Origin of the sequence: Phenylobacterium sp. RIFCSPHIGHO2_01_FULL_69_31, assembly GCF_001824475.1 — a bacterium.
Lineage (GTDB): Bacteria > Pseudomonadota > Alphaproteobacteria > Caulobacterales > Caulobacteraceae > Phenylobacterium.
Genome location: NZ_MHXN01000039.1, coordinates 18,149 through 44,603 on the forward strand (window position 1 = coordinate 18,149; position 26,455 = coordinate 44,603).

Genomic DNA, 26,455 nt, shown 5'->3' on the forward strand with positions numbered 1-26,455 from the left:
TTTTTTCTGAGACACCAGGAGGAGCCGTTTGCCACATGCCACAGACACACTCGAGCAGCCCTCGTCACAGCCCAGCAGCAGCGAGAGGCTGCGGGCGTTTTTCAGGATCGCTGAACTCTGGGGCCTCACCACAGATCAACAAATAATTCTGCTGGGCAGTCCCTCCCGTTCCACATTTTTCAAGTGGAAGAAAGACGGCGGGGAGATGTCACCAGATACAGAAGAGCGAATTTCGCATCTCGTATCGATCTACAAGTCGCTTCAGATCATCGTTCCCGAGCCCGTCAACTCGGATACATGGCTGAAGCGACCGAACCGATTCTTTGATGGACGTACGGCGTTGGACAAGATGCTCGATGGTAAACTCACCGACATCTATGCAGTCCGTTCGTATGTAGACGCGCAACGCGGAGGGTAGATTGCGTTATCCCACGCGCTCAGTGGATCAGAAGTGGCGGCGTTTAATTCCGTCCCGCTTTCCGCCAATCGACATCTACGAGCGCCTGGGCTCACCCGAGCTCGCGCGCGCGGCGATTGATTCGGAGAATCGAACCAATCCCCGCCTGTTGGCGCGGGAGTGGCTCGTCGAGGGTTCCCCCCGCGTCGATGCCCGCTCCCCGCGCTTACAGAACTGGAATCACGCGCCGTTCGCCTACAAGAACCCCGAAGGCAGCACATTCCTCGATAAGGCCTTCGGAGTCATGGAGGTCGCGGACAGCGTGGAAGCGGCGTTGGCGATCGCCATCCGACGTCGCGAAATTTTCCTGAGCCGCACGGACGAGCCGCCGACGAATCTCGACATGCGAATGCTGGTGACGCGGATCAACGGCGAGTTCGCCGACCTGACGGGTCTGCCGCGCGACGCTTCGCAAAGAGATCGACGCCGTATCGGACTGGAGGTTTACAACGCCGACGGCTGCGGGGTGCTATTCAAGTGCGCAGAGCGTCCAGACGCGACCTGCCTGGCTGTCTTCGACAATCGTGTTGTAGGGACGACCGAGCAGGCCGCGCACTACAGATTTGTGTGGGATGGAAGGCAGATCCGCAGCGTCTATGACTTCTCACCGCCGGGCAATGTGATCGAAAGATCGGCTCTCATCACTGGCGCGATCGAACAGGAAGCAGCGTAGTGGCGCTTACCAACGCAGCGCGGGAAAATGCACACGCGCTGTAGACACAGCTGAAAATGATTCCTAAGTTCGGGTGGCGCTCGTCGCAGTTCACGTCCCCGCCGTGCTACCGAACGGGATAACTACGGCAGTGAGAGACAACAGTCTCCCAACGGCCGAACCGATAGCGGATATAAGAGCAAACGCTCACCGCTCTCGGGTAAGAACAAGCAATACGCATATCGCCTTTTCCTCCTTCTCCGGGTTTGAGCCCGGAGACTCCGTGCGCCCCATGCGCCACGTAGTTGGCCAGGGAGTGCGGAGTGGAAAAAAAGCGACGAGCGCCACCATCAGAGGTGGCCTAGCGGCGGCTTGAAGTCAAGACGACTGCACACAGAACAACCAGCTGGACCACGGAAGCGAAGCCTGCGGCACGTGACCGCAGATCAATCTCGAGTCCTATTCAGCCTCTGTTGCGCTTGTCTCGCGACGTTCACGCACCCTTTGGCGACGTCTACGCTGCCGTTCGCGTTTCACTTCATCGTGCGTCGGGATCTCGGAAAGACGAAGGTCGCTGTGCTCGATCAACGCCGGCAGGACACGTTTTCCCAGGGAGTCCAGGTAAACCTTGATCCCCTCACGCCGAGCGAACTTGAACGCCGGCACGAAGTCTGTGTCGGCCGTCACAACAACGAGCGACCTCACGGTGTCGTTGAGAGACAGTCGCGCGATGTCGAGGCCGATCCGGATATCAACGCCCTTCTGGCGCAGGTTGGGTTTGAGGTCGTTGGCCGTCAGCGCCCTTGGAGCCCGGGTCAACTTGTCCATCGCTGACTCGCGGACTTGCCACCCCCCGATCCTGACGTCACCCATGCGGAGCGCCAGGTTGGGGGCGCTCGCCAGTTCGTTTTGCAGCCGCATTGCCGCCTGCGTGCGATCGCTCGCTTGCAAGTCCAGCTCAGATGCATCGATGGGATTGATCAGCACACCTTGGGCGGCTGGCGCGTCGTAGTAATAGATGCGCAGGAGGTCGCAGTCCTTCACGGCCTCATGGGCGACTATCCGGTCGCATTCATCCAGGATGTCTTTCGCCGTCGGAAAGCGACGATGCCGGGCCCAGAGGACCTTCTGGATGAACCCGCCGTCGACGCAAATCGCGAATCGAGGCTTGAACACCCACTACAGCTAACATTTTTCGGGATTCGGCAAAACGGCCGTCCGCCCGTGGCGTCCCTTTCGGTCCGCACTTATTAAGGGTGACGGGCGAACGACCTGTTTTGCAAGGACAGCCTATAGGCCGTGCCTTGCCGAAGTGTCAACGATGAACCGGAAAGCCTTGTTCCATTCCGTTGAGCTAACCCTCAACCAGATGGATGCGCTCATGATCCGATGCAATAGGCAGCATCATCACACGTATGCCGCCACTCAAGACATCAACTCTGAAGACAGAGTTTTCTTCCAGCAGGGTTGAGCGCCCCTTTCCGGGATGTTGATCGCCGAAAGCGCCGCTGCTCAGCGCAAACATGCCCATCAGCGGGAATCGTTCTATCTTTATTCCTGCCTTTCTCGCGCATTTCGAACCAAAGGAGCCTAACTTGGCCGATCTGGTCTCGCGTTCTGAGTTTCGCCTGTCTTCGCTGTCGCGGTGGCCACCGGAGTGAGCACCACCCTCGTGGACGAAGAAGAAGGACATCTGCTGATCCGCCTGCTGGATCTCCCTGGCGTTCGGGAGATCGAGGCGCTGCTAGCGCGCGCCGTGGCCGCCCGAGGCAAGAACTGGCAGTGGTGTGACGAATACGATGAGGCCAAAGCGCTGGCGGAGCGGGTCTCGCGCCAAGCCTTCGGCATCGCCGAGGCGGACACACGACATGTCGATGACCCCAAGCGTTCCCGCGAGGACAACGACAACGAAGGAGGGTGGTGGGAAAGCCACTTCCGCGGCTATGTCGAGAACAATCAGCCAGACCCAGGAGCTGATTGGGCAGCCCTCGATTGGGATGTCAGCGACGAGGCGGGGCGGCCGCTCCGCGCTCTCGGCTTCTTCCACCGCCAGATCGTTGCGGTGGAGTACGGCCTGTGCGGACACCTCCCGGGTGAAGTCGTAGACCTGAGCCCGGCCGAAGCAAAAGCGATCGAAGCTCGGCTGCAAGCCGACTTTCAACTATTCAAAGCAAAATGAATTCTCAGGGTCTGCCGCACCGGGCTGCTGCGCGCTCAAGGCGCCGTGAGAGCAGAAAAGCGACTGTGAAAACGAACGCCGCCGCCGGCGTCGTCATGGCGAAGTTCATCAAACCTTGAAGCATGCCGCGCCCATCTGGTTAGGCCTCGACTTAACCCTTTTACGCCCGCGCCAGCCACCCACGCGCTCGCATATCGTTCCAAAACCCAAATCGGGACGTCGCGGTACATAGAAAATGGGATGGGATATAGTGACGGAAAATGGCCAACGGACGATGCCCGTAGCTGTTGTCACTAAATCGACCGTTTGTGGAACACGTATGTCCCAGCCCGCGAGGTCAACCGTCCACCCAAGCAAGCCCAAAGCCCTGGCGTCAACGCGGTCGGTAGGACTGCGCGGCGTCTTAGTTGGCTATGCGCGGGTGTCGAAATCAGACGGCCGTCAGACCTTGGACCTCCAACGGGATGCCCTGCTGGCAGCAGGCATCACGGCTAAGAACATCTACGAGGACCACGCCTCTGGTCGAAACGACGACAGGCCAGGCTTGGCGGCGTGCATCAAGGCTTTGCGCGGCGGGGACACTCTCGTGGTGTGGAAATTGGATCGGCTGGGCCGCAATCTTCGACACCTCGTCAATACCGTGCAGGACCTTCAGGCTGAAGGCATCGGCTTGCGCGTGCTTACAGGCCAAGGTGCAGCCATCGATACGACGACCCCGGCCGGAAAGCTGGTGTTCGGAATATTCGCTGCACTCGCGGAGTTCGAGCGCGAGCTGATCTCTGAACGAACCCGAGCCGGTCTTGCCGCTGCGCGAGCGCGGGGCCGCGCCGGCGGACGCAAGCCCAAAATGACTGCGGCCAAGGTGCGCCTTGCGCAGGCAGCAATGGGGAAACCTGAGACTCGGGTCAGCGCGCTCTGTAGGGAAATAGGCGTATCGCGGCAGACCCTCTACCGACATGTTGGGCCACAAGGCGAATTGCGAGCGGCTGGACTTCAAGTGCTGGGTCGGAAGGCACCATAAACTCCCGTTCCGGGAGCGGGTGGGAAGCGAACACCAGGCTTTCAGCCACCGAACTCAGCTTAGCGGCAGTCGTTGAACCTTCGCCGGGCTCCGCTGTCCGTCATCCATGCCCCGAGCAAATCCGCAGGGAACTTCGCCCAAGCAGGAGAGGGTTCAGGATGTGCGGCAAAGACGGCGCTGGTAGTGCGTGTCAGCGGGGAGAAAGCCCCATACGGATTGAGCGCCGCCGCTTCAATCGAGGCAGCGGGGCGGCGGAGGAGGTCTGCCGGCGAGCATGTACCAGGGCCGCCCCGCTCACGGGCTCTCCGCCTAGTCCGGGACTGGGAGATGCAGCGACCGCATACGGAGCAGCGAACAAGGACGGCTGAAACCCTCGCATGCCGGCTGAAAAGCGCGCATGCGCGAGCGGCGGGCGATTAGCGCCACGGGTAATCGGCTAGTCTGACGCCACGCGAAGCGAAACGATCAACGATTCTTCGGCGCAGGCTCACCACGTCGGCCGGACGAACCTGCGCCAAACGCGCCACTTCAGCGGACGTGAAGCGCTCGGGCTGCGCCGCTTCGCCCCGCCAGCGTTCGACGATGTAGTTCAGGACCGACGCCTTTTGCTCTGGGCTCAAGCCAGAGCCGGCCACGCCAGGCACGCTTACCATGTAAAGGCGACCTTCGGCGTCGCCGGCCAAATGTCCGATTGACGTTTCGAAAGGCGGGATGCCGGCCGAAACGGCACCCCGCCCATCACTCACATGGCAACCGGAGCAACGCAGCAGGTACATTGCTTGTGGCGAAGTCATGCCGTGGAGCGGCTCGGCGCGCGCGCCCCATGCAAACGCAATGGCCGCCGCCGCGGCGGCAACAACCGCGCCCAGGCCGAGACCGGTGACGCCTCTGGCGGGCGGCATCAGCCCGCCGTTCCCACAACGATCGCGACCGTGCAGTGGTAGCCCTTGTTCGCGTTCGCCATGCACCAGTTGACGTCGTTGTTCAGCCCCATGGTGTACGGCGGGCGCTCGCCCTTGCTGCCCAGGCAGAACTTTGCGCCGGTGAAGGGCGTGTTTCCGCAGCAGTCGTAGTAGGAGACCAGGTAGTCGCGCTTGTCAGCGGGGTTATGACACGTGCCGACCCATGAGACCTGGGACGCTTCCGAGCCCATTGGGCAGGTCGATTTGCTTCCCCCAGCGGTTGTGCACAGGAAGCCATCGAGCGCGCAGTACCGCCAATAGGTGCAGGTCTCGTCATCCTCGGGCGCCGGGGCGCCGAACGCGCGGTCGAATGGCAACGTCGTAACGGCGCCGCCGAGCAATAGCCCTCCCAACTGGGCTAACGCGCTGCGCCGACCATGCGTGCGCGCGCTCCGGCGAGCGCTGGTGACCAATAGACCCTCCAGCGCCTCGCCAAGAACACGAGGTGCGCGCGACAGCGCGTGCTTCCAACCGCGGGGCGTGCTGCTCATGTTCCTTGCTCCTGGCTCGGTTGTTGCATCATCAGACGAATGCCAGCGCACGCTGTTTCGCGAGCTGCTGAACGGAGGCGGCGCCCGCCTCTAGCGCGTGAAATAGGCTCTCAAGCTGTTCGCGATTGTTGATCAGCCCCTTCGCGCGAACCACGCCATCGCCATCGAGCACGACCCCAAAAGGCAGGCGCTGCACGCGGTATGCCATTCCAAGTTCCGTCGAAAGCACATAGGCGAAATCCCCCAGACGGCGTCTTGAGATGAATGCCTGGTGGGTCGCTTCCTCACCGTCGCTGGCGAGGACGACATCGAGCCAGTGGCCCTCATCCTTTCGGACGCTATCCAGGACCGGCAGAAGCTGTTTGCAGACGGGACATGAGGTGGACAAGAAGAAGAGCAGCTGAGCACGCCCGCGGCCGGGCCCGACCACCACCCCCCCGCCGTTGAGGCTCGGCAGACGCATTGTTGGGCTCGCCTCGCCGACTTTGGGTCCGCCGCTGTCCATCAAAGCTCCGACCGGGGCGACACGTTCGTAGAGCACGCCGATCTGACGCAGCATGGCCCAAACCACGGCCGCCAGGACGAGGAAGCACAGCCAAAGGGCGCCCAACAGGACGAGTATCGTGCTCTGCGCCATTAGATGCGCCCCCCGCTCACCAGAGCCACGCCGCCGCGGGCCACCATCCGCCGTCGATTGGCGAGCGCCTGGCCTGCAGCCGCGACGCAAACGAACGCGAGGCAGCCGGCCGCCGCGCCGGCGAGGATCACCAACCAGGATGGCTGGCTCGACGCCAGCGCTGCGGAGCTGAGCAGGCATGTGCAGAGCGCCAGGTTCCGCAGCACCAGGGCGAGACTGATCGGTGTGGGCGGGCCCCCGCAACCGCAGCTGATCTCCGAGCGGCCCCGCACAAGGTTGACGCCCATCGCCACGGCGTAGAGGGCGAGAAGTGCCGCCGCAGCCATGAACGCCTGGTCTTGAAATGTCGGGATGAGGAGCGCGGAGCCGACGGCGAATTCGGCGAGCGGAAGGAGTAGCGCGACGGCTGGGATGGCCAATTCCGGCGCGAGCCGGTAGTCCCAGAGGATGCCTTCGAAGCGTGCCGTGTCCAAAAGTTTGTGGGCGGCTGCGTGGAACAGCAAAAGCGCGGTGAACACCGCGAGCGTCCAAATCAGGAGATCTGTCGCAGTCGCCATCTCACGGGACCGTCACATAGGCGGCGTCTTCGGCGACGATGCTGTGGGTCGGCTTGGCGGCAAACTTCGCGGTCGGATCGACCTCGAAGCGAACGATCCGACCTTGGAAACGCGACACAGCGAACAGTGTCGGCGTCTTGTCGGCTGTGACCGCGAGATGGGTGAACGACGCGGCGGGCGACCGGTACAGCACTTGCCTGGACTTCATATCGACGGCCCAGATCTCCTCGGAGCCATGCTTGTGGCTACCGTCCGTCGCTCCGCTGTGCATTAAGACGAAGAGCACATCGTTCGCCGCATTGTAGGCGGTGATCTCGTAACCGCCCGGCGCCCAGTCCCGGGGTCCGCCAGACGTCATCTTGAAGCTTTCGATGAGTCGCGGCGCATCGCCCGCGTCAGACACCCGGTAGACGACACCCGAGTAGGACACGAAGATCAGGTTGCCGGCGCTATCGCGCTGGACATGGGTGAACAGCGGGTCCTTCTGGGCGTCGAAGATCTGCTCGCTGTACGCCTGCCCGGATGGTCTCCCGTTGGGGCCGAGCTTGACCGTCATCAGGGTGCCGTCGCCGCAGAGGGTCGAGAACCGATCGCCGGAGGCGGAAGGAATGATAGACCAGCACCCGGGGGTCGGCGCCTCGGCGACAGACTTGCCCGCATTCAGATCGATCACCGTCACCGAGGTCGCGGGCGTCGCGTTCTGGACCAGCGCGAAGCGGTTGCTGGCGGTCAGTTCGACGATGCCCCTCGCAGTCTGGGTGAGGGCATACTTTTCCGAGACGAGGATTTCGGCGCCCGGCTTTAGCGTTGCGAGATCGTAGCGACGGAACACCACCTCAGCTGGACCGGACATGATCCGCTTTGGATAGGTCGAAACCACATAGGCCGCGCCGCCTCCGCGGGCGACCACCACCTGGCCGTTCAAGCCGACCGTGATGTTGGCTTTGTAGCTCAAGTCGTCGGCGGAATAGATGTTGACGGACCCAGCCCCGTTCCAGCTGCCGTGGTTGATCAGCACATTGGGTCCAGGCTTCAGGGCAGATTCGACCGTAAGCTGCTCCGGGGGCAGCGGCTCCTGTGCGACGACCGGGCCGCTCGCGAAAGCGATGGCCGCGGGCAGGACGCCACCGCCAAGGGTGGTGACGAGCCACTTGACGGCAGCGCCCGCAGCGCCCGGTCCGCGCCGGCTTGAACGTAGGCTCCCCACAGAGAGGAGCGGCGTGGCCGCGGCCGATGGCTCCGACAGGGTCTCGGCGAGCGCTCTGGACATGCTGGTTGCCTTTTCTCTTCGGACCGATCGGCCGCGCTGAATCAGTAGCGGTGCGTCAGCGTCACCCCGACGGTCCGCGGGCGGATGGTCGAGGCGCTCCACACGTAGAGCGTCCTGCCGGCACCCGTGAGCGGGTGGGTGTCGAACAGGTTAGTCGCGAACACGGAGAGGTCTGTGCCACCGCGGGTGACGCCCAGCCGCGCATTGACGATGGTGCTGGCCTCGATACGCGGGATCAGCGGATCGTAGTTGAACACGTCGGGGTCACGCGTTCCGCTCACGCCTGGCCGGCTGGAATAGGTCACGTCGGCGCGTACATAGCCGTCCAGCGTCGCCGTTAGAGGGCGCTCGTACTGACCGCTCAGCACCACCCGCCACGGCGCGCCCGCGCCTGAGATCGCAGAACCTTTGGCCAGGACTACGGCGCCGTCCTGCGAGACGAGCCCTTCATCAAGCGTGGCGTCTGTGTAGCCGACCGAGGCGCTGAGGACGAGGCCACGGGCCGGCGAAGCGTCCAGCTGAAGGTCGAAGCCCTTGACGGTGGCCGAGCCGAGGTTGTCCGTGAAGGAGAGCAGGCAAGTGGGAAGCAACAGGCTGGTCTGGATGTTCTTCCACTTGATCGCATAGGCGCTGCCCGCGACCGCCAACTTGCCGCCGAAGAACTTGTTCTTCGATCCGACCTCATAGCTCCACACGGAGTCGGAGCGGTACGTGGCGGGCGTGTCCGGGCGACCCGACGCGTCTGTGTAGCCGTAGCCGATCAGGTCTGCGTCACAGGCCGCGGGGAGCGGAAGCTGCGCTCCGCCCGGTCGGAAGCCTTTCGACACCGAGGCATAAAGTAGGTTCTGGTCGTCGATACGGTAGTTGACGCTGACCTTCGGTGTGAACGCGGTTTCCGAGGTCTTGAGGGAGCCGTTGGCGTATACCGGCTCCAGAACGCCCGAACCGAACGGGCAGGTCGGCCCCGTTGGACAGGGAATACCAAACGGGGCGTTGAGGTTGTTCTCCGGGCCGACCGTATCGAGCGTATAGCGAAGTTTGTTCTTTGAATAACGGGCGCCGGCTGTGACCGATAGCTGTTCCGTCAGTCGGAAGTCGATCTGTCCGAACAAGGCGGCCTGACGCTCATTGGTGCGGGCGTAGGCGAAGTAACTGCCGGACTCGCCGATCATCGGCGCGCCCCAGACGTTGTGGAAATTGAGATAACCAGGCCCGAACGGATCTGCGCCGGTCAGGTCGGGAATGCCGAAGTAGCTCTTGGCGTGGTAGAAGGCGTTCTCCTCGAGGAGCTGTTCGGACACCTGCCGCGTCTTCGAGTAGAAGAAGCCGGCAACCCACTTCAGCCGGCTGTCCTCGTCAGCGTTCGACTGGATCCGGATTTCCTGGGTGTACGCCTGTTGCTCGTCGTCGTAGGCGGTGATGCCCTTCTCGCCTGCGAGAGGCACGTCCAGCACGTAGTACTGGAGCGCGTACGGGATGGTGAAGTCCATGTACTGACGCTTGTCTTGCTCGACGAACGATGTCGTCGAGTAGACCGTGACGGGGCCGGCGTCCCATTCCACATTCAGGGCCGAGACGAAGAGCTCACGACGGCCTTTGCTGGTGTCCGGGAGCGTCAGAGCGGTCAGCCCGTTGGCCGCCGAAGGCGCGCCGGGCGAGAAGTCCGGAACGACGAACCGTCCGGCGCTCGGGTCTGAACCCGACAGCCAATAGGAGTCGGCACCGACGCCGACATTCTGCACCTGGTAAAAGACCGACGGAGTGATGGTGAGATTTTCGGCCGGGGCCGCCGCCACGGCGAGTCGCACGACTTTGGTGGTCACGTCATTGAAGTTCTTGTCCCCCTCGCCAGTCGGCTCGAACCGCAGGCCCTCGCCGTATGAGGCGCCGGTGGGATCCACGACGGTCAGGGTGGCCGGCACTCTGTCGATCCAGCCGCCCTCCTTGCGGTAGAGCGCGCTCAGTCTGAAGCCCAGACGATCCTGAAGCAGAGGCCCCCCGACAGCGACGCCAGCTTCGTAGCTCTCAGCGGCGCTGTGGGTGGACGACCCCTCGACGCGCACATGGGCAGCGAAGTCCGTAAGGCTCGGGTTCGGCTGGATGAAGCGGACTGTGCCGCCTTCGGAGCCTGCGCCGAACAAGGTGCCCTGTGGCCCCCGCAGAACTTCGACGCGCTCAAGGTCGAAGATGACCGGGAGAGAAGCGCCCGCACCGAAGCCGACCTGCCGAACTTGGATCGGAACATCGTCGACATAGATCCCGGTGGTTGAGGCTCCCGCGTTGGACGACACGCCGCGGACGGCCACGTCGCTGCTGCCCGTCACCGTGGGATTGAAGCTCAGACCAGGCGTGAAGCGGACGACGTCCCCGAACTGCTTCACGCCGCGGTCGTCCATCTGCTCCTGAGTCATTGCGGCCACGCTGATCGGCACGCGCGACAGCGACTGAGCAGAACGCGTCGCAGTGACGACGATCTCCTGAAGCTCGGTGCTGCCGGGGGCGGCCACGTCCTGGGCGCGCGCGACACCGGCGGCGCCGCAGGCCCCCAGCGCGAGGAGGCTGGCTCGCGCGACGAGGTGTCTGCGACGTTGCATGTGCGACATGGAATTCCCCTGTTCCGATCTGGAGATCTTTTGTCTCTCAGGGCGCAATTCTGGGCGGACCGTCGGGGAGGGGTAGGTGCGTAAAGTGCGCGGTAGCGTGTGCGCAGGTCACCAAGCTGCGCTCGGGACGGCCGGCTTCCGGCCTCAAGCTGATCCTGGCTCGTGCAAGTTCGAGTTGCTTAAGCCGGTCGCCGCAGGGCGGCCGATGCGAGCACTTGGAAGCGAAGAGGCGGACGGCCGCTGAGCCAGCGGCCACCGTCAGCGACGCTTACTTCTTCAGGGTCGCCAGAAAGGCGATCAGATGCGCGCGGTCCTCTTGTCTCGGCGTCGAGATCATCATGGCTGAGCCCGGCGCGACGCGTTGCGGCGCAGCGAGGAAACGGTCGAGCTCAGCGACATCGAAGGTTAGGTTCGTCTTCTTGAGCGCTGGCGTATACCGCGCAAACGATCCCGCGCCAGCCTTGCGACCGACGACGCCGCGCAAATCAGGGCCTATGCCGGCATTGCCCTTGACGGTGTGGCACGACACGCAGCGTTGCTGAAAGAGCTTGGCGCCTTCCGCCGCCTTTCCAGTGGTTGCGGCGGCCGCGCTCCCAGCCATGACTAGGGCGACACCCGCCACCACGGCCTCTCCAAGGTAACGCCTCATCGACTCGACTCCTGCTGCACCGCGCGCATCGCGGACCGCTGGATAGCGATCGCACAGGCTTTGCGTTACCTCAGCACCCCGGGCCGCGGCAGGCGCTTAGAAGGCGCCTTTCGGTGCTGCGCGGCCACCACGAGTCCTCAGGCGCACATCTCGCCGTTGGCGGGCGATCGGGCCCGCGCGCCTCTGACGAACCTGCGCGCCGTTAGCCGCCGCTGCGGTGCTGGAAAGCCACCGTGCGGGGCGCCTTTCACACTCCAGCCGACCGCCACGCGACAGCTACGGTGCCGGCATCTCAAACGACGTGATGATGCGCCATGACAAACGCCCAGCTCCTCGCCCGACGTGAACACGCCCTCCCGCGCGGTATCAGCACGGCCACTCCCATCTTCGCCGCGCGCGCCGAGAACGCGGAACTGTGGGACGTAGACGGGCGACGCTACATCGACTTCGTCGGCGGCATCGCCGTTCTCGGCGTCGGCCACCGCCACCCGCGGGTCGTTTCAGCGGTGCGTGATCAGCTGGAGTGCTATACCCACACGGCCTTCCAGGTCTGTGGGTACGAACCCTATGTGGAGCTCGCCGAGCGCCTGAACGCGCTTGCGCCATTCACCGGCGAGGCGAAGACGATCCTGTTCACCACCGGAGCCGAAGCGGTGGAGAACGCAGTGAAGATCGCGCGCGCCGCGACGAAGCGTCCAGCGGTGATCTCATTCGTCGGTGGGTTCCACGGCCGCTCCATGCTGGGCCTCGCGCTCACCGGCAAGGTGGCGCCTTACAAGCGCGAGTTCGGCCCGCTCCCCGGGCCGGTCTACCACCTCCCCTTCCCGGCGCCTTACGCTGGCGTGACCGAGGAGCAGTCGCTTCAGGCACTGGACTTCCTGTTCGCCGCCGACGTTCCCCCATCTCAGGTGGCGGCGATCGTGCTGGAGCCCGTGCAAGGCGAAGGCGGCTTCCACGTCGCTCCGCCGAGCCTGCTCGCCGCGCTACGCAAGATCTGTGATCACCACGGGATTCTGCTCGTGGCCGACGAGGTGCAGACCGGCTTCGCCCGGACCGGCAAGATGTTCGCGATCGAGCATTCAGGCATCGAGCCCGATCTCGTCACGATCGCGAAGTCGCTGGCCGGCGGCCTCCCGCTCGCCGGCGTCATCGGGCGCTCGTCCGTTATGGACGCCGCCGAGCCCGGCGGCCTGGGCGGCACCTTCGGCGGCTCTCCGCTCGGCTGCGCGGCGGCGCTGGCCGTTCTCGACATCATCGCCGAGGAACAACTGCTCACCCGCGCCGATGCGATCGGCGCGCGTCTCCGTGCCTGGACCGAGAAGGTGTCGGCGCGCAATGATATGCCTGCGATCGCCAACGTCCGAGGCCTCGGGGCGATGATCGGTTTCGACGTCCTCAAAGCGCACGGCGCGAAGGAACCCGACCCGGGAGCCGCCAAGCGGATCGTCGCGGCAGCCGTTCAGCACGGCCTGCTCGTGCTCTCGGCCGGCATGCAGGGCGAGACCATCCGCTTCCTCCCGCCTCTGACGATCACCGACGAGGTCCTGGAAGAGGGTCTGACGCGCCTCGAGCAAGCCATGGTCGACATCTCCGCGGATCGTCCCGCCGATGCTTGATGGCCTCGATCTAGCGCGTCCGGAGCTCCTCTCGGGCCAGAGCCTCATCGATGGCGCGTGGACCGATTGCGAGCGCGTCATCCCTGTGATCAACCCGGCCACGGGCCGGAAGATCGGAGATGTCGGGGACTGCGGCGCGCACGATGCCGAGCGGGCGGTGGCCGCAGCCAGCCGCGCCCTGCCGGGCTGGCGCGCCATCGCGCCGAGGACGCGGCAGGCCGCCCTGCTGCGCTGGCGCGAGTTGATCCTCGCGAACGCCGAAGACCTGGCCCGCATCCTGACCGCCGAGCAGGGCAAGCCGCTGGTCGAGGCTCGCGGCGAGATCCACTACGCGGCGAGTTTTCTCGAGTGGTTCGCAGAGGAAGCCAAGCGGGCCTACGGCGACATCATCCCGGGACATCAGCCTGACAAGCGTCTGCTGGTCCTGAGGGAGCCCGTGGGCGTCGTTGGCGCGATCACCCCGTGGAACTTCCCGGCAGCAATGATCACCCGGAAGGTGGGGCCTGCCCTCGCCGTTGGCTGCACTATGGTCCTAAAGCCTTCGGAGCTGACACCTTATACCGCACTGGCTCTGGCGCGCTTGGCGGTCGAATCAGCGCTGATCCCGCCAGGCGTCTTCAACGTGGTTGTCGGAGAGGCCGAGCCGATCGGTGCCGTGCTCACGCAGGACCCCCGGGTGCGGAAATTCTCTTTCACCGGCTCCACAGCGGTCGGCAAGATGCTCGGAGCGCGTTGCATGAGCACCGTCAAGCGGGTGTCGCTTGAGCTCGGCGGCAACGCGCCGTTCATCGTGTTCGACGATGCCGACCTCGGCCAGGCCGTCGAAGGCGCCATCGCTTCCAAGTTTCGCAACACTGGACAAACCTGCGTCTGCGCCAATCGCCTGCTGGTGCAGTCCGGCGTCTATTCAGCGTTCGCCGAGCACCTGGCCGAGCGCGTTTCAGAGCTGGCGGTCGGCGACGGGCTGAAGGGGCAGATGGATCAGGGCCCGCTCATCAACGAAGCCGCCCTGCGGAAGGTTGAACGCCACGTAGAGGACGCCAGGGCCGGCGGAGCCTCGGCTTTGACCGGAGGCCATGCGCTCCCCGGCGAAGGCTGCTTCTACGCGCCGACAGTCCTGGTCGACGTGGCACCGGATGCTCTCCTGTGCCGTGAAGAGACGTTCGGGCCCGTGGCGGGTCTGGTCCGGTTCGAGACCGAGGCCGAGGCCATCGGCCTCGCCAATGAGGGCACCGCCGGGCTCGCCAGCTATCTCTACACGCGGGACCTCGACCGCGCCTTCCGCGTCACCGAGGCCCTTCGCTACGGGATGGTCGGCGTCAATACCGGGCTCATCTCGACAGAGGTTGCTCCGTTCGGCGGCGTCCGTGAGTCCGGCCTCGGCCGCGAAGGGGCGCGGCAAGGGCTGGACGATTATCTCGACTACAAGCTCATGTGCCTAGGCTTGGCGCCCGATCCTGGGGGCCGCTCCGGCTAGCCTGAGAATTGCTTCTGGTCGCGGCCGGTTCGCCAGCCGCGGTCAGGGTATGCCCTCACTGAGGCTCGAGAAAAAAGCCGCGGGCCCGGCTGGGCCCGCGGCAGGATGCTGCCCACGCCAGGGAGGTGAGCGGGCGGCTTGGGCTCCTTGTCAGGAGATGCCGCGCAGCGCGGCGGCGCCCCTCGACGATCTGCGCGTCATGTCTCTCGCAAGTCGGCGCCAGTCTGCGCCCGGATACCCTTCCGACGGAGTCGATCGACCAACCCGTAGGCCGCGAGCACCACTGCAAGGCTGAGCAGGCTGGCGTGCAGCTGACTGGCGAGGTCTGGCGTGAAGGCCATCGCGGCCAGGACGCCCATCATCGCGACGACGGCGGCATAGGCTGTCCATGGGAAGAACCAAAGCTTCAGGGTCAGAGGTCGCCCTTCCGCCTGAGCGCGCCGCCGCAGGACCATCTGTGAGCCAGCGATCAGCAGATAGACGAACAGAATGATGGCACCCGAGGCGTTCACGAGGAACGCGAAGACCCCCCCCGGCGAGACGGCTGAAACGCCCACGCCGACGAAGCCGAACAGGGTGCAGAAGATGATGGCGCGCGCGGGTACGCCCCAGCTGCTGAGCCCGACGAGCCACTGCGGCGCGTCGTTGCGGCCCGCGAGGGTGAAGAGCACCCGGGAGGCCACGTATATGCCGGAATTCAGGCACGACAGCACCGCGACGAGGACAACCATTTGCATGAGGATGGCGGCGCCGGGAATGCCGATGACCGTCAGCGCGGCGGTGAAGGGCGACTGACCGGGCTGGACCTGGACCCAGGGCATTACCGCCACGATCAGGCCCACTGCGCCCACATAGAACACGACGATGCGCGCCACGAGCGTGGTGGTAAGCTTGGCGACAAGCTCGGCCGAATCCTCCGCCTCGGCCGCTGCGACGGTGACGATCTCGGCACCCACCAGCGCGAAGATCACGCTCGTCGTGCCGGCGGCGACCGCCCACCAGCCGCGCGGCGCGAAGCCGCCATGGTCGACCAGATTGCCCCAGGTGGCGTCAGTCCCTGGGGGCAGGCCGAAGGCATAGGCCGCGGCCACAACGATGAAGGCGATGATCGCCGCCACCTTGATCGAGGAGAACCAGAACTCGAACTCCCCATAGGAGCGCGTGGACAGGAGGTTGGCGCCTGTCAGCACCACCATGAGCGCCAATCCGATCTGCCATGCGGGCAGCGGAATCCAACTGGCGACAATGTTGGCCCCGGCGATGGCCTCGATGGCCACGACCACCACCCAGAAGTACCAGTAGAGCCAGCCTGCGATGAAGCCCGCCCAGTTTCCCAGCGCCAGACGTGGGAACTCCGTAAAGGACCCGACGTGCGGATGGGCGACGGCCATCTCACCCAGCATCCGCATCACAACAAGGACGAGCAGGCCCGCGAGTGCGTAGCTGACCACCGCAGCGGGCCCGACCGCGGCGATGGCCGCGCTGCTGCCGACGAACAGACCAGCCCCGATGATCCCTCCGATCGAGATCATCGTCACGTGTCGGGGCTTCAACGTGCGCGCGAGTTGCGGCGCAGGCACCTGGCCGACAGGTTCCGTCACCACGAAATTTCCCCAAATCTGATCTGCATCGGAATCCCGATAGGCCCGCCTCGAAGTCCCCTCATGGACGGCCGCGCTCGTAGACGAGCTTTCCGCCGAGGATGGTCATGTCCACCTTGATGCCTAAGATGGCCTCGGGATCGACGGTGAGCGGATCCGCGCTCAGCACGATCATGTCTGCAAGCTTCCCCGCCTCGAGGGTGCCCTTCGACCGCTCCTCCCAGGACAGGTAAGCGGCCTTCTCAGTGTATCCGCGAATGGCTTCCTCGATGGAAACCCGCTCCTCCGGCCCCACGACCTCGCCGGACGGGTTCTTGCGGGTGACCGCCGAATAGAGGCCCACCATCGGCCCGATCGGCAGGTTGTCCGAACCGAAGGCGACGTGCAGCCCAAACTTCTTCCAAGGCGTCGCCACGGCGTTGTTGTGACGATAGCGGGTGGCGTCGAGCGTCTCCCGGTACCGTCCGTCCAGGTTGTAGGCGAAGTTCGGCTGTTGCGAGATCAGGATCCGGTACTTCGCCATTTTCACCATCGTGGCCTCGGGCGGCATGACGGTGAAATGGTCGAGGAACCATCTGTGGTCGCTATCCTTGATCTGGGGATAGCGGTCGAGAGCGCGCGCATAGGCGTCGACGGTCTGCACGATGGCAGCGTCGCCGATGGCATGCAGGGCAAGCTGCCACCCGTTGGCCGCAGAGGCGTCCACTAGGGTCTGCAGCTCGGCGTCGGTGTAACGGCCCTTGCCCCGGAATCCTGGGAGGTTCTTGTAGTCGGCCAGTGTCCAAGCGGTGGGCCCGGTGAAGCCGCCGTCGACCGGGTTCTCGCCGATGCCGCCGAGACGCACCCATTCGTCGCCTTCGCCGCTCTTCTTCCCGTACGCCTTGAGGCGTTCCGGGCCGGGGAAGTCGATGTAGGTGGTCACGCGAGGGATGGCGTGGCCTGTTTCAGAGTGCAGCAGCGCCAGCCGGCGCGGCGTCAGGCCGCTCGTCGTCTTGCCGGAGCCGCCGGCCCCGACGGGCTCGTCGTCAATGGTCGTCGAAGCCGAATGGAAGCTCGTGATGCCCAGCTCGAGAAGCCGTCTCATCGCCGCGACGTAGCCGGGCTTGAGCTCTTCCCAAGGGGCGGGCGGCACGTGCCGAAGGAAGAGGTCGATCCGCTCGCGCACGACGCCGTTCGGTTCGCCGCCAGCGTCATGCTCGATGAGCCCGGTGGGTGGATCAGGCGTCTTGCGGTCGATGCCCGCCATCTTCAGCGCAAGGCTGTTTCCAACGGCCGAATGTCCGCCCGCCCGGGTCAGGGCGACCGGATTATTCGGCGCCGCGGCATCGAGATCTGCACGATTGAGGTTGCGGCGTTCCGCGAACAGCGCCTCGTCCCAGCCATAGCCGGTGATCCATTCGCCTGGCCCAAGCTCAGCGGCCTTAGCCCGGACAATCTCCTGGACCTCCTTGATCGAGCGCGCAGGCTCGATGACCACTTGCCGCCGCGCGAGACTATAGATGTGCAGGTGCGTATCGATGAAGCCGGGCATCAGCGTGCGCCCGCCGAGATCGATCTTCGACTTCGCGTCGTATTTCGCCGCGAGTTCGTCTCCTCCCAGCTCCACGATGCGGCCATCCCGCACGGCGACGGCTTTGCGGATCGAGAACTCCCGATCTACGGTGAGGACCTTCCCGTTGTAGAGAAGAATGTCGGCGGGCTCTGCACTCTGTGCGCCGCCCGCGCTCGCCGCCAGCAACGCCGCGATCGAGATCAGCAGACCTCCACGTCCGGTCAGCCTCATGCGCCCCTCCCGCGATTGTGAGCGCACGCCGTTGCGCGCCCGTCACCGTTCCAGGACCCGAAGCTTTGCCCTCGCTCCGGAGATGAGGAAGTTGCGATTTTGGACGGGGATGGTGCGCCGCCTGCACCTAGCCGAAGAGGCCTCGATGAGCTCTGGCCGTTAACGCTCGCGTGCGTGTCGGGTCGCGCATCTCATTCTCGACCGGTATGCTCTCCGCCATGTGTCCGGCATTGAACGCCGTCCGCCGACCGCTCCTCCCTCGCCCACAGTCTCGGCACAACAGGGCCGGCCCGGCTTTCGATCGCAGCCGCCGCCTGGAGGCAGAGGTCTTCCCGGAACCGCGTGGCGATGAGCTGAACGCCGATCGGGGCGCCATCCACCAATCCGACGGGAACGACCGCAGCCGGCAGGCCGAGTAGGTTCACGGGGCCGACGAAGCGCAAGCCTTTCCAGAACAGGTTTCGGGCGCTGCCGTCGACATCCGCGTTTGGCCCAGGGGTCCGCTGCACGGAGACCGGCGTCAACAGCACCGGGTGCCGTTCGAGGAATTCCATCCAGGTTCGGATAAAGCCTGTGCGACGGGCGATCCCGCGCATGTAACCCTCGAGGTCCGTCACCGTCGATGACGCAAGCGAGGCTTCGATCAGGCGCTTGAAAGCGTCGCTCCCGACTTTCCGCATCAGCGGCGCCTGCATCACGGCGAACTCCGCGAACAGGAGGTCCCGCCAGAGCCCCCACACGGCCGAAAGCTCAGGAACCTCGACCTCTTCGAGTTCGTAGCCAGCCGCCGCCAGGTGCTCGCCGGCCTGGCGATAGAGCGCAACCACTGCGGGGTCGCAATCCATGTCGTCCGGGATCCTGGCGATGGCCGCGCGCCGAGGGACGGAATCCCCGTCCAGTGGCGCAGGCGCGTACCACGGATCTCGACGGTCCTGCGCCGACATCACTTCGAGCGCGACGCGCGCATCCTCAACCGTACGCGTCAGGGGCCCCTGGGCCGACATCAGCTGGGACACGAGGGCCCGCTCTTCCATGGCGGTCGGGTTGTAGGCAGCGATCCGTCCCTGGGTCGGCTTGATCGTCACGACGCCGTTGCAATGAGCCGGCCAGCGAAGCGACCCGCCGATATCGTTGCCATGGGCGATCGCCCCGATGCCCGCTGCGACGGCCGCGGCCGCGCCGCCCGAGGAGCCCCCGCAGGTGATGCCGGCGTCCCAGGGGTTGAAGGTCATGCCGTGCAGCGGATTGTCGGTGAAGGCGCGAAGCGAGAACTCGGGTGTATTGGTCAGTCCAAGTAGAATGGCGCCCGCGCGTCTGAGGTTCGCGACGACCGGCGCGTCCTCCTGCGCAATATTGTCTTTGAAGGCGACGACGCCGTTCGAATTCGCCTGGCCGGCCACGTCCACATTGATCTTGATGGTGATCGGCACGCCGTGCAGCGGCCCCAGTTCGGCTCCGCTCGCCTGGTGCGCGTCCGCAGCCTTGGCCGCACTAAGAGCGTCGGCCGCAAGCGGCACGACCACAGCGTTCAGGGGCGGGTTGGCGATAGACATCCGGGCCAAGTGCGCCTGCACGACCTCGACCGCACTGACTTGACCCTCCCGGACCGCGCGCGCGGTTTCCACCGCCGTCCACTGCCAGATTGATGTCTTCGTCATGTCCCCTCCGTTCTGCGCCGGCCTCTGTAAGGCCGTTCCGCTGGTCGCGACGCGCCAGGCGCTGCGGCGCGGCTCGCGTCACCCTACCGGCTGGTAATGCATCCAAGGGTGCTCCCGCCGGTGTGAAATGAGCACCGCACGGGGGCTTCGCCGCCCGTCCGCCTCATGGTCGCCACCGCCAAACCTGTGCCGTGGCTTCCACTATGACGCCGCGCGGACACCTGGCGACTGCGCCTGACTATGGCATTCGATCGCGCATTGCAGCCAGCGCCTGAAGCTCGCGACGAGGGGGGCGTTGCCGCGGTCCGCGCGACACGTGAGGACGTAAGCTCCGAGGATCGTCTCGCGGCTGCTCTGGGGGCCCACCACCACGAGCCGTCCAGCCTGAAGGTCGTCCCTCAGCAGGAACGGGTTGGCCAACACCACCCCTCGACCGCTGCGCGCCGCTTCAAGGGCGATGTGCGCATGCCATAGCCTTGGGCCGGGAAGCCCGGACGGGACGTCGACTCCCTGGCGCCCGAGCCACGCGATCCACTGATCGGCGCTCTCCTCGTGGAGCAAAGGCGCCTTCAGGAAGTCCTCAGGGGCGGCGATCGATTCCAGAGTGTCGGCCAGGGACGGGCTGGCGAGGGCCAGGACCGGAGGGCGCGCGATCTCGAAGGTCTTTAGGAACGGGTCCGGCGCGGGCGCGGGATCGGGGACGAACCGGATGTCCACGTCGGTGCCGCGCGCGGTGAAGTTGGGCTGCTGGTCTGTGGGCTGCAGCTCAAGTTCTATATCGGGATGCTGATCCTGAAAGGTGATCAGCCGACCCGCCAGCCACTCGGATGCGAACCCCGGCACGCAGGAAATGCTGAGCAGGTTGTCGTTGCCCCGGCGGATGAGCTCGGCCGTCGATTCCGCGATCTCATTGATCGCTCTCGAGATTCGGGCGTGATAAACGCGTCCGTCGTCGGTGAGTTGGCTGCCGCCTCGAAGTCGGTCGAGCAGCGGGACCCCCAGCCAAGATTCGAGACTCCTGACATGCCGGCTCACCACTGTATGGTCTATGCTCAGCGCCTGGGCAGCCCCGCGTATCCCGCGCAGTCGTCCCACCGCTTCGAACGCCCGCAGCGCTGCAAAGGGAGGCACGGCCCGGCGATCATCGAGCGGTGTCTCGCGACGTGCGCCGACCAGCGTCAGCGCGCCAGGGCGTTTGTCGGCGTCACGCATCGCAGGGCCCTTCATCTGGAAAGAATAGCAAGCCCTGCCACAGACGACCCGCCGCGGCGGCGGATCGGGGCCTTGGCGGGACGGATTGGGCTCATGGCGCGCTACATACCTTTCGCGGCGGCGTGCGCCGCCCGCACGAACGCGTCCCTCGCTCGGTAGAGATTCGCACCGCCAGCCGTCGGCCAGGCCGCGTTCGTCACAATGATCAGACCATCTTCGGGGAAGGTCGTGATCGACTGGCCGAAGATGCCCACGGCTTCGTATCCGCCGTCGTCGCGCATCCACCAGAAGTAGCCATAGCCGGGCGGGGGCGCCCCATTCTTGATCTGCGGCGTCGTCGCCTGTTTGACCCAGCCTTCCGGCAGGATCCGCTGTCCCCTTGCGACCCCGTCCTCGAGCACAAAGAGGCCGAACCTTGCGTAATCTCGCAGGGTCATCGACATGCAGCAGCCGCCACGCTCATGACCGCTGGTGTCTGTCAGCCAGATTCCGTCCCGTTCCATCCCGAAGGGGCCCCAGATCTTCTCTGAAGCATATTCGGCAAGCGACTTGCCCACTGCTGTAGACACCAACACGCCAACAAGGTCGGTTTCACCGGTGTTGTAGGTGAACTTAGCGCCGGGAGTGTTCGCGCGCGGCAGGCGGCTCATGTAGCTCACGATCGGGTTCTGACCGGGCTCACGAAAGGCCGTTCCGGCCCTCGCCACATCCGAGTTGGGATCGGTGTAATCTTCGTTCCACCGGACGCCGGAACTCATCGTCAGGAGTTGCCGGATCGTGACCCCTTCGTATGCCGATCCCTTGAGCGCCGGGATGTAGTTCGTGACCACATCGTCGAGGCTCTTGATCTTACCGTCCTGGATCGCCGCCCCCACGAGGGTCGAGGTGACCGACTTTGCAACCGAGAAGGATGTCCAGCGGTCTTCCGGCTTACGTCCGAGCCCATAGCGCTCCAGCAGGATTTTGCCGTCCTTCAACACGAGGACGCCGGACAGCCGGTTTTCGGCCATGTAATCCTCGACGCCCTGCTCGCGGCCATCGAAGGTCCAACGGGGGGAAATCTGTCGAACTGCGAGCGGCAGCGGACGCACATAGGTTCCCTTCCGGATCGTCTCGACCGGATAGGCGGTCTCCATCGACCCGTAGAGGATCCTCTGCTGCTCGGGGGACAAGGTCAGAAGATTCGGTCTCGATTCCGCCGACAGCGACGCGCTCGAGGCGCAGGCCCCCAGCAGCAAGGTCAGGGCCAGGGCCGCGGGCCTTAGCTTACCCATAAGATCGTACCCCCAAGCCAATTTAGTACGATCGACCTAAACACGGCGCCGTTCGTGATACAAGACCAAGGTCCGGACGGCTTGTTCTGGACCAGCGCCCTCACGAAGGATCGACGGCAATGTTTCGAGGCTCGCGAGAGATTCTGTGCTCCGCCGCCCGAGGAGCCTACTTATCGCAGCTCAGCGGGTACGCTGGGGGGGGGGCGGACGAGGCCTCGCAGCCGCATAGCGCCGGAGGAGCGATGAACGAACCCGCATCCTTGAAGATCAAGATTCGAGCCGGTGCCTACCCGAGGACCGCGGATACGGTCGAGCAGATCCTGAGGTCTACGCTCAAGATACTCATGACCGATGGCTATTCGGCTTTGAGCATTCGCCGGGTGGCTGGCGACTGCGGCGTCGCGATCGGCAACCTGACCTACCATTTCCCGAACAAGGCCGCTCTGCTCAAAGAACTGTTGGAAGCGGTTCTGGAAGCCTATGCGGATCGGGCGAGGCAAGGGGCTTAGGAGTTCAAGCTGGACGACCGCACCGCTTTGAAGGCCGGCCTGTTCAACGTCCTGCGCGACGTGCAGAGCTTCCAGACGACGCATCTGTTTCCCGAGCTCTGGTCGCTCGCTAACCACGACGAAGAGATTTCGTCGCTGCTGCACAACTTTTACCGCCGCCTGCATCTTCCGGTCATCGCGCGCATCCGACGCTTGAACCCGACGCTGGATGAGGCTGACGCCGAGACTGTCGCAGTCTTCATCTCGAGCTTCGTGGAGGGGTCCACGATCTTCGCGGGGCACGGGAAGCCCCATGCTGGACGAATGGCTGACCTGGCGTCCATCGCGCTCGAGACACTGGTCGGGATGGTCGAGACCATGACACCGGAACGTCTTCATGCGCTGCGCGAGCCTTGGGCGAACGCACCTCCCGAAATCTCCGGGCCGGCTGAGTTCCTCCTGCGCGAGCCTGTGGGGTAGAAGCATCGGGAAAGAGGCGCGGAGCTGAAGCTCTCGCTGAAACCGCCGGAGGGCCCGGGCTCCCAACCCATTTGAAGCCACGCGCTGCGTCCCGGCCTCGGACATCAGGGGCTCAGCAGGATGTGAGCGCGTCCACCTCGTCGTTTCGTCAAGCGAGACGGGCCGAGCGAATTTGCGAGAGCGTGCCGTGCATGAGGTTCCGGTTGGCGTCGCAGCCTGGCGGGTTTTCAACTAGGTGAGCGCGACCCAGGCTCCGATGATGGCTAGAACTGCTATCGCGCCGCCTAGCGGGTACATGGCGAGGCGCCACCAAGGCGTCTCACTGAAATCGTCCGGGTGCTCGGCCATATGGGCCCTTTAGCATCCTGGCGACGTGGCGTCGCTGGCGCGGTGGGGGGGCTAGGGCGTCGACGCTCTGCAGCGATGTTACGCTGCTCCAGATGGCGCGGCCGGCGACGCGCAACGGAAAGTCGCCGAAGAAGCGGTCAAGAGTACAGCCCAAAGCGCATCGGACGCGGGCGCTAAGCAACGGTAACGGTGGAGAAGCGTCCCTGTGGAGACCCGCGCGTCACTCAGCGAACCGCTCGAGCAGCTTAACGTCGTCGATCTGGTGCCGCTCACATCTCACGCATCTTCTTATAGGCGTCAGCGACGACGTCGCTGAGCATCAGCCTATCGCCTGTATGGTCTCGGGCAGCGCAACCGGCGGATCGAAGAGTGTTCTCGCCAGCGCCTCCAAATCTTCCGCCAGCAGGGCTGCGAGCCGGCGGCGCGCGGTGTGGGGTACGATGCGAGCCCTCACGTCGCTGTAAGAGACGGGCCAGACCCCCCGCCATGTAGCCTCTCGCGTCGAGGGGCGCGACGACAGCTTGGAGATAGCGTGCTCTGCAATCGCCGATAGCTCGCGCACGGACATAAGGCCGCCGTCGTGACGAGCGACCAACCCAAGGCTGATCCGTTCAGTCTTGCGGCGGCGGGACACCTCGAACGCGTAGACCCTTCTGCCAGAAACCTGGATGTGGCCGACGGCAAACTGGCGGTCACGCCAAGCGCTGCCCCAGCTTGGATGAGCCTGCAACAACATGACTTTGCCCGCGGCGCCTCGAAGGGGATCTTGGCCCACGAGTCCTCCACTTTGGTGGCGCCCTAACTTGCCGATCGCACTCGCGAACACAGAGAGCGGATAGCTGAGCGCCTGACGGTCGTAAGGTGCAAATTGACCGACCTCTCCGGCCTGTCGCTCCAGTAATCTGTCCGAAGGTGGCGGACCGGGCTCCGCCGGTGCTGCGCGGTAGGAGGGGCCTGGTCGAAGGATCACGCCCCCAACGCTGGCGTCGCTCCCGGGGCTCAGGGCTGACAGACTGTCGACCGTGCGTTCATTCCAGCTTGTCTGACGCGAGCCGCCGCGGCGATATCGTCGAGCAATCTCGTACTTGATCTCGATCCGCCCTAGTCGGGGGAAGGCCCTCCGCAGTGACTCAGGAAACGGTGAGAGCCCGCCGACAGAAAGCCCGGGGCGGCGGTGACTCTCCAACGCGGCATCCCGTGAGATGATCGTGCGATAGCGGCTGGAAGTCTCAGGCTCGCCCGCATCCGGATCGTCAACGTCCAACTCATCTGTCCCGTGCGGAAGCTTGACAATTAAGCGTTTGAACGGCGCGGGTCGAAAGTCGCTCAAGATTGCAGCGGCCACGAACGCGCGTTCCTGTCGCTCGCCGTAGTGATCAAGATCAACCGGCACCGTGTGGCCGAGCAAGGCGTAGGAGTGCTGTCCGGCCGCGAGCACGGCTGGCGGTAGAGGGCCCTCTCCACTTGCATCAAAAGAGCCAAGCATATCTGCGGCGGCGGCCTGCCACATCGTCATCAGGTCGGGTGAGTTGAGCAACATGGCGAGGTGCAAGGCGGACGATCTATCCGTGAGACCGGCGACAGGTGCGATCTGCATCACCTCCGGTTCGACCATGCCCGAGGCATCGAGATCGACGAGCCCCGTTCCCGGAGGGCTATGGGCCGCCGACATGAAGCCGTCGGCCAACCAACTGACCGGACCGAAATAGAAGCGAAGCAATTCGCCTGCCCTGATGTAGATGCGCCTTCCGGCATGTTCACATACCGTCGCGATCGGATAATCCTGTATCGGCCGAGGCGTGACCGCGCTTCCGAGGGGACGATGTCCGATAGCGGCGTACGCGCTCAGCCCGTTGTCGGAAAGCTGGCATAGCTGATTGGCCTGAAGCCGCGTTGCTTGCCGCTCGACCAACGCTTTTGCCGTCCCGGAGATCACTCGATTCTGGAAGATCGTTCCCGGCCGCAGGATCGACAGCTGCTCTATGGGAGCCCACACAGAAACGCGGCTCCCGCCGCCTTCGCCTTCCAGAACGCCTAGGCTGCACTCGATCTCGTAGCCGTCGGTGCGCGCCGTGCTCGCTCGTATCCGGCTGTGGCTGATCAACACATAGCGATCATCCCCCGGCAGCCACGGGAGACTCAGTGCATGCTCAGCGAGCGGTACAATCGGCTGGGAGGGCGATGGGGACACAACTCCACGTTGCCAAGTAATCGTTTCGATAGAGCTACCGGACTACTTCTTTCCAGTTGCGAGGGCGTTTTCTGGCGCAGACCGCCTGGAGTCTCAAAGAGACGCGGTTCGTCGTACTGCTTAGGTCCCCTTCAGGCTCATCGACTGTTTCCGCGGCGCATCGCCTGTTGCGTTTTCACAGCAGTCGCAGCTCGCCGCCCTGGCGACCATGAGCGTGATCGGTGGGTTCCTGGGCGTGCTCCTCGCCCCCATCGTCGGCCGGACCCTGGGCAAGAAGAACGGGGTGATCGCGGTCTTCGCCACCGCCATCGTCGTCCACATCACGCCGGTCTCGCTGCGCCTGCTGGACCTGGCCCCGGAGAACGGGACCACCGCCCTGCTCTGGCTGCTCTACGGCGAGGAGATCATCAACGCCACCTTCGCCGCGGCCACCGGCATCCTGCTTGCCTCCATCGTCGCCGACGTGGTGGAGGATGCGGAGGTCAAGACGGGCCGACGGTCCGAAGGGCTGCTGCTCTCGGCCAACAACCTGTTCCGGAAGGTGATCTCCGGCATGGGCATCTTCATCGCCACGGGCGTGCTGGCCTTCATCCAGTTCCCTGAAAAGGCGGAGCGGGGGCAGGTGCCGCCCGAGGTGCTCCAGAACCTGGGCCTCGCGTACATCCCCACGATCGTAGGCCTGTACGGCATCGCCATCGGCCTGCTGCTCACCTACGGCATCAGCCGCGCACGCCACGAGGAGAACCTGAGCATCCTGGCGACCCGGGCCGCCGAACAGGCCGCGGCCGAGGCAGGGCCGGGCATCGGGTCGGGAGAAATTCCCACCGAGCCGGGGAGGCGCTGAGACAG

24 protein-coding genes are annotated in these 26,455 nt (G+C 64.7%); 9 read left to right on the top strand and 15 right to left on the bottom strand.

Annotated features, from left to right (window positions below):
• Window positions 1–28 precede the first annotated feature (28 nt).
• Both A2790_RS20580 and A2790_RS20585 read left to right on the top strand, forming a co-directional pair.
• The gene (locus A2790_RS20580) at window positions 29–418 is read left to right on the top strand and encodes an MbcA/ParS/Xre antitoxin family protein (RefSeq protein ID WP_293355309.1); all 390 of its coding nucleotides are present in this window, start codon (window positions 29–31) and stop codon (window positions 416–418) included.
• A gap of 1 nt (window position 419) precedes the next feature.
• On the top strand, window positions 420–1,130 hold the full coding sequence (locus A2790_RS20585; RefSeq protein WP_293355312.1) for an RES family NAD+ phosphorylase: 711 nt from the start codon (window positions 420–422) through the stop codon (window positions 1,128–1,130).
• A gap of 438 nt (window positions 1,131–1,568) precedes the next feature.
• On the opposite strand, the gene A2790_RS20590 is transcribed toward A2790_RS20585, so the two are convergent.
• The gene (locus tag A2790_RS20590; RefSeq protein ID WP_293355315.1) at window positions 1,569–2,285 is read right to left on the bottom strand and encodes an NYN domain-containing protein; all 717 of its coding nucleotides are present in this window, start codon (window positions 2,283–2,285) and stop codon (window positions 1,569–1,571) included.
• A gap of 178 nt (window positions 2,286–2,463) precedes the next feature.
• Window positions 2,464–2,802, bottom strand: a complete 339-nt coding sequence (locus tag A2790_RS20595; protein WP_293355318.1) for a hypothetical protein — start codon at window positions 2,800–2,802, stop codon at window positions 2,464–2,466.
• Here A2790_RS20595 and A2790_RS20600 point away from each other — a divergent pair.
• Together A2790_RS20600 and A2790_RS20605 are read left to right on the top strand one after the other, a co-directional pair.
• Window positions 2,782–3,288: a hypothetical protein gene (locus A2790_RS20600; RefSeq protein WP_293355321.1), complete on the top strand. Its 507-nt coding sequence runs from the start codon at window positions 2,782–2,784 to the stop codon at window positions 3,286–3,288. The two genes, A2790_RS20595 and A2790_RS20600, sit on opposite strands and share 21 nt — an antisense overlap.
• 391 nt (window positions 3,289–3,679) lie before the next feature.
• Window positions 3,680–4,309: a recombinase family protein gene (locus tag A2790_RS20605; RefSeq protein WP_293355491.1), complete on the top strand. Its 630-nt coding sequence runs from the start codon at window positions 3,680–3,682 to the stop codon at window positions 4,307–4,309.
• A gap of 416 nt (window positions 4,310–4,725) precedes the next feature.
• Here A2790_RS20605 and A2790_RS20610 read toward each other — a convergent pair whose 3' ends face one another.
• From A2790_RS20610 to A2790_RS20640, 7 genes are all read right to left on the bottom strand, one after another.
• Window positions 4,726–5,211 carry a hypothetical protein gene (locus A2790_RS20610; protein WP_293355324.1) on the bottom strand — a complete coding sequence of 162 codons (486 nt, stop codon included), beginning with the start codon at window positions 5,209–5,211 and terminating at the stop codon, window positions 4,726–4,728.
• On the bottom strand, window positions 5,211–5,762 hold the full coding sequence (locus A2790_RS20615; RefSeq protein ID WP_293355327.1) for a methylamine dehydrogenase light chain: 552 nt from the start codon (window positions 5,760–5,762) through the stop codon (window positions 5,211–5,213). Before A2790_RS20615 ends, A2790_RS20610 begins: the two co-directional genes overlap by 1 nt.
• 31 nt (window positions 5,763–5,793) lie before the next feature.
• On the bottom strand, window positions 5,794–6,399 hold the full coding sequence (gene mauD / locus A2790_RS20620; RefSeq protein WP_293355330.1) for a methylamine dehydrogenase accessory protein MauD: 606 nt from the start codon (window positions 6,397–6,399) through the stop codon (window positions 5,794–5,796).
• Window positions 6,399–6,956 carry a MauE/DoxX family redox-associated membrane protein gene (locus tag A2790_RS20625; protein ID WP_293355333.1) on the bottom strand — a complete coding sequence of 186 codons (558 nt, stop codon included), beginning with the start codon at window positions 6,954–6,956 and terminating at the stop codon, window positions 6,399–6,401. The genes mauD and A2790_RS20625 overlap by 1 nt, the downstream gene beginning before the upstream one ends.
• 1 nt (window position 6,957) lies before the next feature.
• Window positions 6,958–8,226 (bottom strand): amine dehydrogenase large subunit, encoded by a 1,269-nt coding sequence (locus A2790_RS20630; RefSeq protein ID WP_293355336.1) that lies wholly within the window; start codon window positions 8,224–8,226, stop codon window positions 6,958–6,960.
• A 41-nt stretch (window positions 8,227–8,267) separates the two neighbouring features.
• Window positions 8,268–10,829 (bottom strand): TonB-dependent receptor, encoded by a 2,562-nt coding sequence (locus A2790_RS20635; protein ID WP_293355339.1) that lies wholly within the window; start codon window positions 10,827–10,829, stop codon window positions 8,268–8,270.
• 268 nt (window positions 10,830–11,097) lie between these two features.
• Window positions 11,098–11,478: a c-type cytochrome gene (locus A2790_RS20640; protein WP_293355342.1), complete on the bottom strand. Its 381-nt coding sequence runs from the start codon at window positions 11,476–11,478 to the stop codon at window positions 11,098–11,100.
• 314 nt (window positions 11,479–11,792) lie between these two features.
• On the opposite strand from A2790_RS20640, the gene gabT reads away from it, so the two are divergent.
• Together gabT and A2790_RS20650 are read left to right on the top strand one after the other, a co-directional pair.
• A complete protein-coding gene (gene gabT, locus A2790_RS20645; RefSeq protein WP_293355344.1) occupies window positions 11,793–13,094 on the top strand; it encodes a 4-aminobutyrate--2-oxoglutarate transaminase in 1,302 nt (433 codons plus the stop codon).
• Window positions 13,087–14,571: an NAD-dependent succinate-semialdehyde dehydrogenase gene (locus tag A2790_RS20650; RefSeq protein WP_293355347.1), complete on the top strand. Its 1,485-nt coding sequence runs from the start codon at window positions 13,087–13,089 to the stop codon at window positions 14,569–14,571. Before gabT ends, A2790_RS20650 begins: the two co-directional genes overlap by 8 nt.
• Window positions 14,572–14,768: 197 nt before the next feature.
• Here A2790_RS20650 and A2790_RS20655 read toward each other — a convergent pair whose 3' ends face one another.
• From A2790_RS20655 to A2790_RS20675, 5 genes are all read right to left on the bottom strand, one after another.
• A complete protein-coding gene (locus A2790_RS20655; RefSeq protein WP_293355350.1) occupies window positions 14,769–16,172 on the bottom strand; it encodes an amino acid permease in 1,404 nt (467 codons plus the stop codon).
• Window positions 16,173–16,233: 61 nt separating this feature from the next.
• Window positions 16,234–17,955: an amidohydrolase gene (locus A2790_RS20660; RefSeq protein ID WP_293355353.1), complete on the bottom strand. Its 1,722-nt coding sequence runs from the start codon at window positions 17,953–17,955 to the stop codon at window positions 16,234–16,236.
• 191 nt (window positions 17,956–18,146) lie between these two features.
• Window positions 18,147–19,613 carry an amidase gene (locus A2790_RS20665; RefSeq protein WP_293355356.1) on the bottom strand — a complete coding sequence of 489 codons (1,467 nt, stop codon included), beginning with the start codon at window positions 19,611–19,613 and terminating at the stop codon, window positions 18,147–18,149.
• Window positions 19,614–19,814: 201 nt separating this feature from the next.
• Window positions 19,815–20,825, bottom strand: coding sequence for a LysR substrate-binding domain-containing protein (locus A2790_RS20670; RefSeq protein ID WP_293355359.1), 1,011 nt, complete (start codon window positions 20,823–20,825; stop codon window positions 19,815–19,817).
• Window positions 20,826–20,926: 101 nt separating this feature from the next.
• Window positions 20,927–21,961, bottom strand: a complete 1,035-nt coding sequence (locus tag A2790_RS20675; RefSeq protein WP_293395801.1) for a serine hydrolase — start codon at window positions 21,959–21,961, stop codon at window positions 20,927–20,929.
• 380 nt (window positions 21,962–22,341) lie between these two features.
• Between A2790_RS20675 and A2790_RS20680 the strand changes: the two genes are divergently transcribed.
• Together A2790_RS20680 and A2790_RS20685 are read left to right on the top strand one after the other, a co-directional pair.
• Window positions 22,342–22,608 carry a TetR/AcrR family transcriptional regulator gene (locus tag A2790_RS20680; RefSeq protein WP_293355365.1) on the top strand — a complete coding sequence of 89 codons (267 nt, stop codon included), beginning with the start codon at window positions 22,342–22,344 and terminating at the stop codon, window positions 22,606–22,608.
• Between the two features lie 27 nt (window positions 22,609–22,635).
• Window positions 22,636–23,067, top strand: coding sequence for a TetR family transcriptional regulator C-terminal domain-containing protein (locus A2790_RS20685; protein WP_293355369.1), 432 nt, complete (start codon window positions 22,636–22,638; stop codon window positions 23,065–23,067).
• Between the two features lie 667 nt (window positions 23,068–23,734).
• Here A2790_RS20685 and A2790_RS20690 read toward each other — a convergent pair.
• Window positions 23,735–25,519, bottom strand: coding sequence for a hypothetical protein (locus A2790_RS20690; protein ID WP_293355372.1), 1,785 nt, complete (start codon window positions 25,517–25,519; stop codon window positions 23,735–23,737).
• Between the two features lie 226 nt (window positions 25,520–25,745).
• Here A2790_RS20690 and A2790_RS20695 point away from each other — a divergent pair, with 226 nt between their 5' ends.
• Entirely contained in the window at window positions 25,746–26,450 is a 705-nt protein-coding gene (locus A2790_RS20695) for an MFS transporter (protein ID WP_293396151.1), read from the top strand.
• Window positions 26,451–26,455: the final 5 nt, after the last annotated feature.